This is a genomic window from Streptomyces sp. NPDC001270, assembly GCF_042896695.1.
Lineage (GTDB): Bacteria > Actinomycetota > Actinomycetes > Streptomycetales > Streptomycetaceae > Streptomyces.
Genome location: NZ_JBIAXM010000002.1, coordinates 338,315 through 353,095, shown reverse-complemented (window position 1 = coordinate 353,095; position 14,781 = coordinate 338,315). Strand labels below are relative to the sequence as shown.

At 69.2% G+C, this 14,781-nt stretch carries 13 protein-coding genes; 7 read left to right on the top strand and 6 right to left on the bottom strand.

The window, feature by feature from the left end:
* Positions 1–31 precede the first annotated feature (31 nt).
* Positions 32–646, top strand: coding sequence for a hypothetical protein (locus ACFY2B_RS05425; RefSeq protein ID WP_390761810.1), 615 nt, complete (start codon positions 32–34; stop codon positions 644–646).
* Positions 647–1,993: 1,347 nt separating this feature from the next.
* Complete coding sequence (locus tag ACFY2B_RS05420; protein WP_390761809.1) at positions 1,994–4,048, top strand: BTAD domain-containing putative transcriptional regulator; 2,055 nt, start codon at positions 1,994–1,996, stop codon at positions 4,046–4,048.
* A gap of 9 nt (positions 4,049–4,057) precedes the next feature.
* Here the strand turns inward: ACFY2B_RS05420 and ACFY2B_RS05415 are convergent, their stop codons facing one another.
* Positions 4,058–4,561, bottom strand: coding sequence for a sigma-70 family RNA polymerase sigma factor (locus ACFY2B_RS05415; RefSeq protein WP_390761808.1), 504 nt, complete (start codon positions 4,559–4,561; stop codon positions 4,058–4,060).
* Positions 4,562–5,171: 610 nt separating this feature from the next.
* Complete coding sequence (locus ACFY2B_RS05410; protein ID WP_390761807.1) at positions 5,172–5,600, bottom strand: YbaB/EbfC family nucleoid-associated protein; 429 nt, start codon at positions 5,598–5,600, stop codon at positions 5,172–5,174.
* Between the two features lie 334 nt (positions 5,601–5,934).
* Here ACFY2B_RS05410 and ACFY2B_RS05405 point away from each other — a divergent pair, with 334 nt between their 5' ends.
* Positions 5,935–6,141 carry a hypothetical protein gene (locus tag ACFY2B_RS05405; RefSeq protein WP_390761806.1) on the top strand — a complete coding sequence of 69 codons (207 nt, stop codon included), beginning with the start codon at positions 5,935–5,937 and terminating at the stop codon, positions 6,139–6,141.
* A gap of 223 nt (positions 6,142–6,364) precedes the next feature.
* On the opposite strand, the gene ACFY2B_RS05400 is transcribed toward ACFY2B_RS05405, so the two are convergent.
* Positions 6,365–6,697, bottom strand: coding sequence for an Lsr2 family protein (locus ACFY2B_RS05400; protein ID WP_390761805.1), 333 nt, complete (start codon positions 6,695–6,697; stop codon positions 6,365–6,367).
* A gap of 380 nt (positions 6,698–7,077) precedes the next feature.
* Here ACFY2B_RS05400 and ACFY2B_RS05395 point away from each other — a divergent pair, with 380 nt between their 5' ends.
* The 4 genes from ACFY2B_RS05395 to ACFY2B_RS05380 all read left to right on the top strand — a co-directional run bounded on the left by ACFY2B_RS05395 (position 7,078) and on the right by ACFY2B_RS05380 (position 10,215).
* Positions 7,078–7,476 (top strand): 6-pyruvoyl tetrahydropterin synthase family protein, encoded by a 399-nt coding sequence (locus tag ACFY2B_RS05395; protein ID WP_390761804.1) that lies wholly within the window; start codon positions 7,078–7,080, stop codon positions 7,474–7,476.
* 407 nt (positions 7,477–7,883) lie between these two features.
* A complete protein-coding gene (locus ACFY2B_RS05390; RefSeq protein ID WP_390761803.1) occupies positions 7,884–8,387 on the top strand; it encodes a cupin domain-containing protein in 504 nt (167 codons plus the stop codon).
* 325 nt (positions 8,388–8,712) lie between these two features.
* On the top strand, positions 8,713–8,838 hold the full coding sequence (locus ACFY2B_RS05385; RefSeq protein WP_390761802.1) for a hypothetical protein: 126 nt from the start codon (positions 8,713–8,715) through the stop codon (positions 8,836–8,838).
* A gap of 435 nt (positions 8,839–9,273) precedes the next feature.
* Positions 9,274–10,215: an alpha/beta fold hydrolase gene (locus ACFY2B_RS05380; RefSeq protein WP_390761985.1), complete on the top strand. Its 942-nt coding sequence runs from the start codon at positions 9,274–9,276 to the stop codon at positions 10,213–10,215.
* Positions 10,216–10,719: 504 nt separating this feature from the next.
* Here ACFY2B_RS05380 and ACFY2B_RS05375 read toward each other — a convergent pair.
* The 3 genes from ACFY2B_RS05375 to ACFY2B_RS05365 all read right to left on the bottom strand — a co-directional run bounded on the left by ACFY2B_RS05375 (position 10,720) and on the right by ACFY2B_RS05365 (position 13,878).
* A complete protein-coding gene (locus ACFY2B_RS05375; RefSeq protein ID WP_390761801.1) occupies positions 10,720–11,103 on the bottom strand; it encodes a DUF6009 family protein in 384 nt (127 codons plus the stop codon).
* A gap of 184 nt (positions 11,104–11,287) precedes the next feature.
* Complete coding sequence (locus ACFY2B_RS05370) at positions 11,288–12,847, bottom strand: phage/plasmid primase, P4 family (RefSeq protein ID WP_390761800.1); 1,560 nt, start codon at positions 12,845–12,847, stop codon at positions 11,288–11,290.
* Positions 12,844–13,878, bottom strand: a complete 1,035-nt coding sequence (locus tag ACFY2B_RS05365; protein WP_390761984.1) for a bifunctional DNA primase/polymerase — start codon at positions 13,876–13,878, stop codon at positions 12,844–12,846. Before ACFY2B_RS05365 ends, ACFY2B_RS05370 begins: the two co-directional genes overlap by 4 nt.
* Between the last annotated feature and the right edge of the window lie 903 nt (positions 13,879–14,781).

Genomic DNA, 14,781 nt, shown 5'->3' with positions numbered 1-14,781 from the left:
AGCGTCAACCATTACTAGGGAGTGAACGGTTGTGACCAGCCATTCAGCCGCCACGCTCCGATCGCGGTACGTAGCACAGGCCGCGTCGGATCTGGAGGAGAACCGTCGCCGACAGCGAGAACTGGCGGAGAAGATCAAGATGTTGGAGCAGGAGGAAGCACTCCTGGTCGACATCCTGGTGCTCGCTGAGCGGTACGAGGGTTCCGAGGAACTGTCCCCGCTGCCCGAGCAGGCGCAGGACGAGCCCGTCATCACACGGGCGAAGTCCCACCCGAAGGCCAAGCAGGAGTCCGCCGCCGACACACCGGCGCGCCGCCCGGCGTCGTCCGCGGGCAAACGCACCAGCACCTCGACGACGAAGGCTGCCGCGAAGGGGAAGTCGCGGCAGCCCCTGCTCGGGGATCTCCTGGCGGACCTGCTCGCTGCCTACGACGAGCCGCGCCTGGCCAAGGAGCTGCGGGACGAACTCATGCAGAAGCACCCGGACAGGTCGCCCACCCCGCAGGTGGTGCGGAACACCCTTGAGTCGCTCGTCGCGAAGGGACGGATCCGACGCCACAAGCAGCAGCGGTCGGTGATGTACACCCTCGCCGAGTCCGCGGCAGGTGTCACCGCGGCGGACGGCCTGGCGGACGACGAGGACTGATACGCGCCGCCCGCGGTCCGGTTCGCCGTGCGGCCCCAGGTGGCACGCACGACATGCCCCGCCGTACCGCGGCTCGGCGGGGCACTGCCGGCGCCGGTCGTCCGGCTTCCGGCCGCTCGTCGTCCGGTGTGCGAACACGCGTGCGCGGCAGGCGGGCGGAGCGGCCCCCGCCGCTCATGTGTCCCGGAGCGGCCACTGTTCACGGCCGCCGTACCGCTTCCGCTCATCCCCGCCGGACCGTCCCCGCTCATCCCCGCCGGACCGCTTCCGCTCATGACCGCCGTACTCGCCGTACCGTGTTGGTCGGACGACGCCTGTGCCAGGCCGCCGAACAGCAGCGGCACCGCGCGGCTCCCCCAGGGCACGACCGGGTTGTCACAGCCTGGAGGTGTGTCACCACCAGGGGGTAGGTGGCCGCGCGACACTCTGCTGCGGTGGGTCTCGATGTCCCGGTCGAGCCGCTTGCCGGTCCCGCGCGGCTCGTGGCCGTACCCCACGTAGTCGTCCTGCCGTCCGGCCGGCCCAAGCCGCGGCGTGAGACGGCCGCCGGACACCGCGTCAGTGCCGACCGCCTCCTTCGCCGGCGGGATCGGCGGCCGGACGGGCCCGAGCAGCCGGGTGCTCATCAGACCCCTCTCACTCGTGACGCTCGCCGCGGGTACCGACGCGTCCGTGTCCATGACGCCCGGGTAGGAGATACGTCCGAGTGAGCCGAGCGAGCTGAAGCCGTCCTCCTGGGAGCACCTGGCCCACTCGGGCACGACGGCGCGCCGGACATGGCGAATCTGGTGGGGCAGCCCCATGCCGATCTTCAATCGCCGATCTCCTCAACGCTGTCCCGCCGGACGGACACCACCCGGCGCCGACTCCTCCATCTGTTGCACGGACGGGGGCGGCGAAAAGGTTCACCTGACGCCGCGCAGTACGCAAGCCGCCCTGTATTTCCGACGGGCGTGTGTACCCGCGGCGGGCCGCCCGGCGGGCCAGGTGCCCGTCTCCGTCGCTCTTTGACCATTCCTGTCCGACCGCGTCCGACAGGAGGATCCATGACCAACCCGCGCAAACATCCCACGGCGGCGAACGGATACGACGTTCCTTCGAACCAACTCTCGTGTGCCACCGGTTCATCCAGAGGGAGGCAAGTGGCCACCGGACGGCATGTGTCCGCTTGACACCCGCGCTCACGGATGAGACGGTGACGTAACCAGTTAAACTGGTTACTACGATCCGGCGCTCAAGACGGCGTGATACGGAAGGAACAGCGAGGTCAGCCGCGGGATGGATGCAAGAGTGCGCTACTCGGTCCTCGGTACCGTGTGTGTCCGGCGCGGCGACATAGAGCTGGACATGGGTCCACCGAAGAGACGGGCCCTGCTCGCGCTCCTGCTGCTCCGGGCGCCGGCACCGCTCACGCTCAGCGAGGCCGTCGACATCCTGTGGGACGAGGACCCGCCCCCCAGCGCCGTCAACGTCGTACACCGTCACATCGGCGCCCTGCGCAGAACGCTGGAGCCCGGACTGCACAACCGGACCAAGGCCGAACACCTCGTACGGGCCGCGGACGGGTACCGCCTCCGCGTGGACTCGGCCACGTCCGACCTGCTCCGCTTCCGGGACCTTCGCGCACAGGCGCAGCTCGCGGTCAAGGCGGGCGACCCCAAGAAGGGCGCACAGGACTTCATCGAGGCACTGGACCTGTGGCGCGGCCCGACCGTCGCCGCCGGCACATACGTGGCGCAGCACCCCCTGTTCACATCCGTGGGACACGAATACGTCGCGACGGTGAAGGAGGCCGCCGACGTGGTCCTGACGGCCGCACCCGCGCTGACGGAGGAGATCCTCGCGGCGCTGCGCCGCGCGGTCGACTCACACCCCTTCGACGAGGCCATCCATTCCCGGATCATCGCGGCCCTCGCCGCCACCGGCCGGCAGGCCGAGGCACTACGGCAGTTCGAGAGCATCCGGCGCACCCTGGCCGAAGAACTCGGTGTCGAGCCCGGTCCCGGCCTGCGTTCGGCCCAGCAGCACCTGCTGGCGCGCAGGGTGCCGCGGGAGGAGAGCAAGCCGCCGCCGCAGGCCGCGCCGCTCCCGAGGCCCACGCAACTCCCCGCGGTCTACCTGCCGTTCGCGGGACGGCACAAGGCGCTCAGCCAGTGCCTGGAGTCGCTGCCCCTGGAGGGCGAGACTCACCCACCGGCGACGACCGTGGCCATCTGCGGCATGGCGGGTGTCGGCAAGACCACGTTGGCGCTGCACTGGGCCCACCTGGTCGCCGACCGGTTCCCCGACGGGCAGATCCACATCGACCTGCGCGGACATCACGCCTCGCAACCGCCCCTCGACCCCGTCCCGGCGATGGCCGAGATTCTGGGCACGCTCGGTGCGAGACCGGACCCGGCGCACGGGAACACGGCGCTCTGTTCGGTCTACCGCAGCACGCTGGCCGGACGCCGGCTGCTGATCGTCCTGGACGATGCCCGTGACTGCGAACAGGTACGTCCGCTGCTGCCCCGTACCCCGGGCTGTCTGACAATCGTCACCAGCCGGCGGCGGCTGGCGGGCCTGGCCGTCACCGACAACGCCCGCCTCGTCCCGCTGGCCCCCATGACCCGGCACGAGGGCCTGGAACTCCTGGAGGGCCGGCTGGGCGCGGACCGGGTCCGAGGCGCGCTCGCGACGGCACAGGAGATCGTCGACCTCTGCGGCGGCCTGCCGCTGGCCCTGGCCGTCCTCGGCACGCGGGCCCTCATGCAGCCGAACTTCCCGCTCAGTTCGCTGGCCGGGGACCTCCGGGACAACCGGGACAGCCTCATCACCTTCTCCAGCCACGACGACGCCCGTACGGACGTCCGCAGTGTCTTCTCGCGCTCCTACGAGACGCTGAGCGAGGGTGCCGCGGCCCTGTTCCGGCTGCTGAGCCTGCACCCCTCCCCCGACATCGCGCTCCCGGCCGCGACCAGTCTGCTGGGTGCCGACCCGTGGACGACACGTGCGCACATGGCCGAACTCGTCGACCGCCACATGGTCGTCGAGCAGACGCCCGGCCGGTACGCCTGCCACAGCCTGCTGCGCACCTACGCGGCCGAACTCAGCCGCACCGAGGACGGGCCGGACACGCTCGCCGAGGCACGGGCCCGGATGTTCGAGCACTACCTGCACACCGCCGACGCCGCGACCACCCTGATCGCCCCGCACGACACCGAGGTGGCCCTGCCGACCCCCCGGCCGGGTGTGCGTCCGCAGCAGTTCAAGGAGCGGACGGACGCGGCACAGTGGATCGTCACCGAGCAGTACGTCCTGCCGGCCCTGATCCAGGACCTGAGCCACTACCCCCGGGTGGACACCTTCCAGCGGCAGCTCACCGCCGCGCTGGAGATGTGCCTGGATTCCGGGATGCCGTGACGGCCGGGCTCACACCGGTTCGAAGGTCGCCGCGGCACGCAGTTTGCGCAGCGCGTAGTGCTGACGGGACTTGACCGTGCCCGGCGGCACTCCGAGTATGCCTGCGGTCTCCTGAATCGTGCGGTCGCACAGATAGATGTGGATCAGGACCGCGCGGTGCTCCGGCGACAGCAGGCGCAACAAGGGCCTGGTCACCAGGGAGTCGTGCACCGTGTCCAGGCCGCTCGCGGGGGACCAGGGATCCTCGTACGAGGCTCCCACCACCTCCTTGCGGGTGTGGGGCCTGCGTACCCAGTCGACGACCAGGTGCCGGGTCACCGTGAACAGCCAGCCGCGTACCGAGCCCTCCATGCCGGCGAGGCGGTCGATGTTCCGCCAGGCCCGGATGGCGGTCTCCTGGACGATGTCCTCGGCCAGCCCGTGGTCACCGAGCATGCGCTCGGCGTAGGACACGAGTCCGTCCCGGTGCTCGTTCATGATCGCACCGAGGGCGTCTGACCGGCTTGCAGCCATGGGAGGCGTAAACATGATCCTCTGCGTCTTGGTTCTGGGGCATGCGGCGAACGGTGGCCGGATGCAGCCCCCGTGATCCGCACCCTAGGGGGGAGTGAGTGCCAGAAGACTGTCGAATTCGTGCCGCCGCCGTGCCGTCGCGGCAGCCCCGGGCACAACGCCCGGCAGTGTCCTTCACACACGGACAGGTGTGTTCAGGTGTCAGGCCACAGCCCGCGCCGTGCCCGCCCCCTGTACGACGGCTGGGTCCGTCACTTCCGTCCGCGGACGAGTCGCACGTCACACAGCAGAACCCGGCACTCCCCGAATCCGGTACAGGTGTGCGGGGCTCCGAGCGTCGGACGATATCCGCCAGGTGTCACTGCCTGAGGTCACTGCCTGATGTCACCTGTGGGACCGGTCCGGCACCTCACCCGTCATCCGCACCTCACCCGTCATACGTCGGCCTGATCGTGCTCGGCATCCCCGGGCGACCTGCCCGCACCCCCGCGCCCCCGCACCGCAGACCGCCAAGGCCACCGCCATGCGGCCCGACCGACCGGTCCACGCCCTGACGTCCCACCGGCCTGACGTCCCACCGGCCTGTCGGCCGGCCGTCGGACCCGACGTCTCAGCAGCCGACGCCCCTGGCCCGGCGCCGCGGCGGCCGCAGCACGTCCGGGGGCGTACCCGGCTCGGTCCGCAGGGCCAGGCCGCGCCGGTCCGGGCCGAGGGAGTGGCCGGGCCCGCCGGTCAGATGCAGGCCGCTGGCTTCCACGATGCCCGCGCGCCGGGCGGAGACCTCGGCCCGCGCCGTCGTCAAAGCCTCCATGACGCTGTCGGCCAGTGCCTGACCACTCATGCCCTGGAACCTGTTGTTCGGAAAACGTAGGCCGGACGTCTCGCCGTCGACGCCCACGGTGGCCTCCACGGCACCGTCCCTGGACTGGGCCGTCACCGACAGTTCCGTCAGCTTCAGCTCGGCCTTGAGCAGGGCCTCGTGCTTCCTGACGAACGCCGCCAGAGCCTGTTGCAGGCGACTGCCGTGCTGCGTGTCCATGGTTGCCTCCCTTGCCGGTGAGAACGCCCCGACCACGGCGGGGCGGGGCGACGGATCGGTCATCCCGGGACCGCTCCGACCTGCCCAGCGGGGACACGGGCTCGTCCGCGAATACGAAGCTCCTTCCAGCCCCGGTCGGCGGCGACGGCGTGCCGCCGGGCTCCCGCTACAACCACACAAACGAGACGGCGCCGCGCAGAGTTCATACGACCTCTTGATGTCAACGCGGCGCACCGTCACGGAGGCGGCTCGTGGGTCGTCCGTCCGACAGGCGAAAGCACCTGGACGCGCAGGCCGAGGATCGCTCGCCTGCGAGGTTCAGCAGGAGGCGATCATGAGCGACGAGGAATGGCCCGACGATTATGAAGAAGGCGATACAGCCGGCGCGGAGAGAGTGACGCGATGGGGCTGGAAGGCCACGGCCACCGTCGTAGCCCGGCTGGAGCGGTTCGAGCCCGACACCATGCGCGCCCCTTGGCTCCACACCACCTGCCGGCCCCCGCTCGCGCACCACGCCCGCCGCCACCGGCTGCGGACCTGACCGATCAGCCGCGCGAGTCGAGAAGGCGCCGCCCAAAAAATAGTCCCACGTACATCGAAGGGCGAAGGTGAACAACACCATCGCCCTTTCCATGCCCTTTACGGCTCTGTTCTACCTCGCTCCGGGCTTCGGCCGAGAAAATCTGGACCGACTGGTCAAAGTCCGCTGGTGCTCCGGCGGACGAGACAGTCCCCGGCAAGAAGCCGGGGCCATCCCTCGTGGGTCAGTGGGAGGCGTCGAACGCGTCGCGGACTTCCTTGGGGACGCGACCGCGGTCGTTCACCTCATAGCCGTTCTCCCGGGCCCACGCACGAACCTCTTCCGCGCTGGGACCCTCCGCCGCGGCCCTGCGCACCCGACCCGCGCCCTTCACCCGGCCCAACTTCCGGCCGCTCTCGATGAATGGCCGAAGCGCCTCGTCCAATTTGTCATAGTTTTCCGGGGTCAGATCGATTTCGTAGTCCACGCCGTTCAGAGAGAACCTGTGCGTGCCGATCTCGTCCGATTCCGTACCGGTGAGGTCGTCGTAGTAAACGGTCACAATCTTTTGAGTCATGGCCGGATGCTACCGAAAGACTTCCCCGGCTCGATTACCCCGGCAGAGCCGCGCCGACCCGCAGACACGCGTCATTCGGAAGCAACCGCCCGATACCCGACCGGCGTCAGGGTCGTGGCCCAGGATGCACGCGGCGCATCGCGTGACGACGGCGAAGGCCCCCTGACAGGCCGGCAGACGGTAACACCGCACGGGCTGCGCCCAGCGCACCGACGTCACCGACGTCACCGACGTCACCGACGTCACCGACGTCATCAGCAAGGAGAAGGCCGCACACGTCGGAGTACGTTGTGTGCCCGTCGTCCGGGCGCCGATGCCGACCAGCCGACCGCTGCGTACGGCTCGGCCCCCCATCCCCCAGAGGCACTTGGAGTCGTATTTTGTTCAGTATCACCGTTCGTGATCATCTGATGGTCGCCCACAGTTTCCGTGGCGAGGTCTTCGGCCCGGCGCAGCGTCTGCACGGGGCGACCTTCCTCGTCGACGCCACCTTCCGGCGCCCGGAGTTGGACGACGACAACATCGTCGTCGACATCGGTCTGGCCACCCAGGAACTCGGCGTCATCGTCGGAGCGCTCAACTACCGCAATCTCGACGACGAACCGGACTTCGCAGGCATCAACACCTCGACCGAGTACCTGGCCAAGGTGATCGCCGACCGCCTCGCCGACCGCATCCACCAGGGCGCGCTGGGCGAGGGAGCGCGCGGCATCACCGGGATCGCCGTGACCCTGCACGAGTCGCACGTCGCCTGGGCAGGCTACGAACGCGCGCTGTGACGCCACCGACCCGTCCCGGGGCACGCCCGCTACGGCCGCCGTACCGAGCGTGCCCCTCCTGCCAGGAGTAAGGGCCTGCGCCGTCGGCTCCGCCACCCCCGCCCCCGCGCGCCGTACCAGTCGTGTCGACGTTCGCGCATCCCAGCGGCAGGAACAAACGTGTGGCGGAGGCGATGATCACACATCGGGTGTCGATCCCTGGAGCGTGGAGTCGAGGTAGGTGTGCGAAGGTGTGAGCCGGTGCGGGCCAGGTGCCGTTGCCACTTCTCCCCTCACACCTACCCCACACTTGTGTATAGACTCCCTCTATCGAAATGAAGACCCACTCGGTGTCCTCACGCATTCCTGTTTGCACGTCGTCCATGCACCGGGTCTCGGTGTCCATGTGAGCCAGGGAGCCACACGCCATGAGCAACTTCCCTTCGCCGCCGCCTGTCCCCCAGGACCGCCAATTCGTTCTGGGCCAGCACCTCCGCCTTTCCATCCTCACATCCGCGGAGGAGACGGACGGCCGCCACGACATCTCCGACGTCACACTTCCGGCCCACGCGGGCACACCCCTGCACGTGCACACCGGCTACGAGGAGCGCATCTGGGTGGTGGAGGGGACCCTGACGGTGTGGGCCGGTCCCGACACGTACACCCTGCGCTCGGGTGACTTCTACCGGGTGCCGATGAACACCCCGCACACGATCAAGGCCGGCGCGGACGGCGCCCGCACCCTGGCCATCACCTCCCCCGCCCGGTTCGCCGAGCTGATCCGCCGCACCGGCACGCCCGCGCACCTGGCCACGGCCGACACGGAGTGGGACATGGGGCTGTTCCAGGCCGTCACCGAGGAGTTCGGGGACATCATCCTCGGACCGCCCGGTGCCACGCCGGCCAGCCTGGAGGCGCCCGAGTGGGCGTGAGACCCGCGGTGTCCAGCGGTCCGGCGATCAGCCGGTGAGTGATCATGTGTGCTGTGCACCGCGCCAGGTGCGCAGCACACATGTGGTTTTGGCCCGTCCTCGTCCTACTGCCCGGCCACGGCCGGTGTACCGCGGATCGGTGCGGCGGTCCGCCGGACTCGCCCGCAAGCGCACCGCGAAGTGACCGCCGGGCCGGCCCCGACCGGTGGACGCGAGGAGGCTGTCCACCCGTTCCGTCCACCTCCGCGGGCGACCGGGGTCAGACACACGTATCCCTGATCCCTCAGGAGACGTATCTACCTCGGCACCTTGGCTACATCCCGAAGTGCTGTCCCTGCGCGAGTGGAAGTCCTCCCTCGCCACCGCCACCCTCCTCCAGGCGAACGGCTTCACCGTGAAGTGGGGCGCCGCGGGCTTCCCGACGGCCTTCGCCGCCACCTACGGCGCCTAGGGACCCGTCAGCGGCTTCACCGCCGAGTACGACGCCCTGCCGGGTCTCTCCCAGAAGAAGGGCGCCACCGTCCACGACCCGCTGGTCTACAACTACGACGCCTACGGCCCCCCTTACGGTGCCGGACACGGCGACGCCCACAACGCGCTGGGCGCGGGCGGCACGGCCGCCGCCATCGCCGCCGCCCAGGCGATCCACACGGGCGGGCTCAAGGCCACGGTGAAACTGTTCGGCAGCGGCCGGTGCGGACCTGCTCAACGACACCATGCGGCAGATCGGCGCCCCGCGGTTCACCGACGCCCACCACGCCCTGGCGAAGGCCGTGCCCCTGGGGCCACCCTGGTGTGACCTGAATCACTCCCGATGGACCGAACTTCGGTGCTCTCCCTGGTCCGTGTCGGTGTCAGTGACACTCTCGACCACTCGGAGATCGCCATGAGCCCCCGTACGAACCCCGCTGCCGCCGCACAGGCCGAGGACGGCCCGCTCTCCCCCGGCACCCACTCCTTCGAGATCGGAGGCATCACCCAGCGTTACCACGTGTACGGCAGGGGTCCGGTCTGTGTGGTCCACTCCGGCGGACCCGGCATCTTCTGGGACTACATGCGCATGCCGCTCCTGGAAGCGCACCTGACCATGGTCTACGTGGAGCCCATCGGCACCGGCGACTCCAGTCGGCTTCCCACCCATCCGCACGGCTACACCCGGGACCGCTACAGCCGCTTCCTGGAGGTGTTGGTCAACCGGCTCGGCGTGCCCGAGGTGCATCTGCTGGGCCACTCCCACGGTGCGTTCGTCGCGGCCTACCACGCCCTGTACCGCTCGGAGCGGCTGGCGGGCGTCATCCTGTACGAGGGGGCGCCGGTCACCGGTCCCGAGCACGGTGAGGAAGCCGCCCGCAGGGTGCAGGAGTTCGCGGCGAAGCACGCCGGGCATCCGCAACTCGCCCGTGTGCTCGCCGCGTTCGGCGCGATGTCCCGCATGCACGACGACGAGTCGACCGTGGCCGTCGCCCGTGGCGTGCTGCCGTCGTACTTCGCGGACTACTGGGGCAACGAGGACCGGTTCGCCCCGGTCCGGGACGCGGTCCGGGCCACCTACATCTCCGGTCTGGACGAGGAGTTGTCGCCCGATCTCGTCGACGACCGGGCCGCGCTCAAGGGACTGGCGGTACCGACCCTGGTGATCGTCGGCCGACACGACGTGATCTGCGGACCGCGCTGGTCCCGGGAACTCCACGAACTCATCCCCGGCTCCCAGTTGACCGTCCTGGAGAACAGCGGCCACATGGGTCACATCGAGGAACCGGAGCAATTCACCGACGCGGTCCGCGACTTCGTGCTGCGGCCCACCGGCTCGGAACGCGACGTCAAGTAACTCCCCCTCGGCGACGGCCGGTCGACGCGCGTACGGGCGACACGGCGAGCCGGTCCGCGTGAGGGCCGCACTCTACGGAGTGCGGCCCTCGCCCCTGGTGCCCGTCCTGCCCGCTCGAAGCGGATACCGGGACAAGCAGACGCGACGCAGACCGATCACACCTACGGTTCGACCCTTATCGGCTGACTTTCGAATTGTGCACCATGATGTCCGCCCGCATCACATCGGCCCTGAGTACATCGCGGTGTGCCGGTGCGCACGCTTGGACCGCCGCCCAGCGGGAGTACCTGTTCAGGCCGCTCGAACGGAGGCCGTCGCCGACAGCGGGCGGCCCCGACACCCTCGTAGGCCGCCACAGCCCCGCACCGGCGATGAACGGGAGCCTGTGGACAAAGTGCCCGGCCCCGTCCTGCGCGCCCGTTGTGAGGGCTTCTGCGTGGCACGGACGGTCCCCCGGGAGTCAGGCCGGCCGGGCCGCCCCGCACTCCCCCGCCGTGCCTGCCGTCACGGCGCGGACGTCGCTATGGCCACGGAACCGCTCTGCGATCTCGGAGTCTTGGCTCCGGGCTTCTTCGGGGCGATGGTGCGCGGGTCGACCGCCTCACCCGGTGCCCCCTCGCGGTACAGGCCGTTGGGCAGGCTGTCCCGGTCGTGGGGCAGCAGGAAGAAGACCCGCCGCTTGTACAGGCCGCTGTCCGGGTCAGGGGTGGCGGCGTCGTCCAGGAGCGCGTACCCCACCATGCGCCCGTCCCGGGCGTACGGCGGCTTGGTGTTGCGCCGCCGGGTCTTGTCCAGCGCCTGACGGACGTAGTCCAGCCCCTCGGGGTTCTCCAGCCACACGACCTCTTCCTCGTGAATGAGGTCGCTCTCGGTCAACAGCGAGCTCATGGCCGCAGCCCCTCCTTCGTCGGCGTGCTCCCCGGCCAGGGAGACGTGGCCGGGCCTCTGTCCGTATCGCTCCGACCCGTGTACCGCCCTGTGGTGGCCGTATCTGGGGCCTGGCATCCATGGTAGAGCGCGCGACGACAAGCGTGTAGGTCGCGTGCTCTCGACGGCTCATTCACGACAGCCGTCATGAGTGCTCCAGCAGGGCGATGCCGGGGTAGTACTTCCGGCCGTTGGACTTGATCATGTCGGCGGGCGAAGCCACTCCGACCTCCTGGCGGACCCGGTTGGCGAAGGCCCGCGGCGTCGCGGGCCTGATCCCTTCACCCGCGTTGCACCACGAGCTGTACTCCGTGTACAGCAGACCCTGTTCCACCCGCAGGTCCCGGCCGGTGTCGCCGTCCCGCGTACAGCATTCGGCCAGGAACCGCCCGATGTGGTCCTCCGTGGTGGCGTAGGCGGTCGTGGCCATGCGGACCCGGTCGGGGCCCTCCAGCGGGTCCCTGGTGGCCAGATACCGCTGTGCCCCCTCGATCAGCCACCGCAGGATTCCCGGGCCCTCGTCCCGGACGAGTTCGAAGGCGAGGTTGTCGATCCTGCGGGCCGCCGGCACCGTCCGGGTGAAGGGCAGCAGCCGGATGCGGCGCCAGAAGGCGAAGCCGCCCGTGGAGACCTCGGGACGGTGGTTGCCGAGCAGCCACAGGTGGTGGGTGGGGGTGAACGAGAAGTAGTCCTGCCTCATCCGCCTGGCCTTGATCTTGTCACCGCCGGTCAGCAGCCGGACCCGGGCCTCGTCGAACTTGTCGTTCGGCTTCAGCTCGCTGCACACCACCAGGCGGCGGCCGTGCAGTTCCGTCAGTTCCGTGGAGTGCTCCGAGAAGGCACCCCGGTCCATCAGGAAGCCCGGCGGAGCGGCGTCCGCGTAGTCGCCCAGGATCTGGATCATGATGTCGAGCAGCACCGACTTGCCGTTCTTACCCTCACCGTGGAGAAACGGCAGCACCTGGGCGCCGACGTCACCGGTGATGGAGTACCCGAGCAACAGGTGCAGGAAGTCGATCATCTCCTGACCCTCGTCGTCGTCCCCGAAGGTGTCGGCGAGGAAGCGGTGCCAGCGCGGGGTTTCCATGCCCTCGGGAGCGACGCTGGTGGCCCGGGAATGGAAATCGCGTGTGGGATCGGCCTTGCGCAGACTCCCGGTGTGCAGATCGACCACCCCCGCGGGGGTGCACAGGGCGTACGGATCCCCGTCGAGGCTGTCGGGGTCCACCGACAGATCAGGTGACGCCTTCGCCTGGGTCAGGAGCGCTTTCATCCCCGTCGTGGACAGCGTGCGGCGCTTGTGCTGGCTGATCTCACGCTCACTGAACACTCCGCGCGGGTCACTCTCGGGCATCTCCTCGGCCATCTCCCCCGCGGCCCAGAGAGCTGCCTTCTCTCCCCCGCTGCGCTTCCAGCGGTGGCCGTCCCAGGCGAACCAGCCCAGTCCCTCGACATGGCGGAACTGATCGCGGTGGAGCTGGGCGAACAGCCTCGCGTTGCCCCGGTCCGACAACGACGGAGGCAGCGGCGGCAGTCCACCCCCGACCGGTCGGGGGGCCGCCGCGGGGAACTCCGGGAGCGGGTCGGAGATCGTCTGAGCAGGCAGACGCGTCAGCGCGGCCTCCTCCGCCAGCTGGAGATCGAGCATCTGCTGAGCCACAGCCTGCGGGTCGAAACGCTGAGAGCCTTCGGCGCTGCTGCTCATGGAGTTCCTTTGAGGTGGAGAGGGCGAGCGGCCCCCGCGGCAAGCGCATCATCGACGATCATTTCATTTCTGGTCCGCTGCCATGGACGGGCATGGCAGGCGACACGGACCAACCGGTCACGGATGGCCGTGTGGTCGAGGTGTCCGGCTCCGACAAGACCGCCCGCCGTGTACGCGGCCCGGTTGAGCTTCTCCGTGAAACCGGTCCCTTCCGGAGCCGCGGCGCATCCGGCCACTTGCGCGATCAGCGGGTCGACTATCTGGTGGGCCGTACCGACCTTCCTCCGGCCGCCGGATCGGGCCGGGGCGCCGCCCTGTCCACCCGCGGCCGAGAGGGCCTTCCTGGGCTCGATGACGTGTCCCGTGCGCACAAGTTCGCCCCGAAGCCAGTCCGGCAGCACAGCGGGTTTGCGGGCGGCTCCTTCAGCCCGGTAGACCCCCTTCGGGGTCCGCGTACCCGGCGCGACGATGTAACCGCCGTCGGCACGCACATCGACCTGCCAGGCGAGCGCCGCGTTGCGTCCCGATCCGGTCGAACACCGGAAGCGGGGCGCGGGATCGGGATTGCTGTACCAGACGTGCAGGCCGCCCGACGGGGTCCGCACCCGAAGCGTGCCGGTGTCCTGCGCGGGGTCCGGCGCGCGCCGGTATGCCGCCAGCAACGCCAATGTGTCGAAACCCGACGCCAGTCCGTCCAGGCTCACTTGCTCGGGGATCGGGATACCGGGCAGCAGTCGGGACCGGTCGGCCACCGGGGCCGCGTGCGCATCGATGTCGATGACGACAAGTCCGGCGGGGCCACACGCCACACCGACTCCTGGCGCGGGGCTGACGTTCCACCAGCGGTCGATCAGCTCCGGGTCGGTGGTTGCCGCGTGGAAGCCGTGACAAGGCAGTCCTGCGGGGAGGCAGGGGCACTTGGCGGGTTCGTGCCGCTCGGTCCTGCAACGGGGGCAGTTCCCGGCGGGGGTCTTGCGTCCTGGAGCCAGCGGGTGCACGGGCCAGCCCTGGCCGGCACACCACCGGGCGATCGCGTGGGGTGGTGCGAGCTCGACTCGGGCAGCACTCTCGCGGTTGTCACCTTCGCGCGGCACGGGATCGTCCTCGTCACTTCTCATTGCTGGTTCCCTGCACGGGCGCCTGGCTGGCGGCGAGCAGTCAGGGACCGAAGGGACTCTAGTTCCCGAAAGAGTGTAGGACCCATTGTCCCTGAAGGGGCGGTAACTGGACCGAGTGCTGTTTCTATCAGTTCCCTCGGTCCCTTTGGTCCCTGGGTACCTGCGAGACCTGGGGGGCACTCACACCCTAGGGGCTGAAGGGACTCAAGACTCGGAAGTGGGCAAGGCCCGAGACGCCCGTCTTCACAGACGGAAAGAGACCGAAGTGCCCCAGGGACCAAACGACAGGGCCTGGAGAGAGCTGGAGTCCCTCTTCGGTCACTGGACATTCCCGCAGGTCAGACGGTTTTCCCTAGCCGAGAAGGGACTGTAGGGACTCAACTCGCCCATTATGAGCTGTACTTGATGTGTGTTGTATGCGCGCGTGCATATGAACACACATAATCCATGTCTACGTCATAATTGCGGTTTTCAGTCCCTCCAGTCCCTCGTTGGACTGGCAGAACGTCTCTGACCTGCGAAAACGTCAGGGACTGAAGGCCAGGGACCGAAGGACTCACAGACCCTTCAGTCCCCGTCGTTTGGTCCCTGGGTCTCTTCCCGCCCTGTGCCCATCCCTACCGCGGCGAAGGACACTGTCTCGGTCCCTTGGTCCCTCCCGCGTAGCCGGTCCTGCCGTCTGAACTTTTCAGTCCCTGCCCTCGTGTTCAGTGCAAGGGACTGTGCTGTGCGCCCTGGGGCCCACGCCGCTGTCCGGAGGGAAGGTAGGCCCAGGCCACTGGTCAACGGCAGCAGCCGTAGAAACATCCTTTTGGA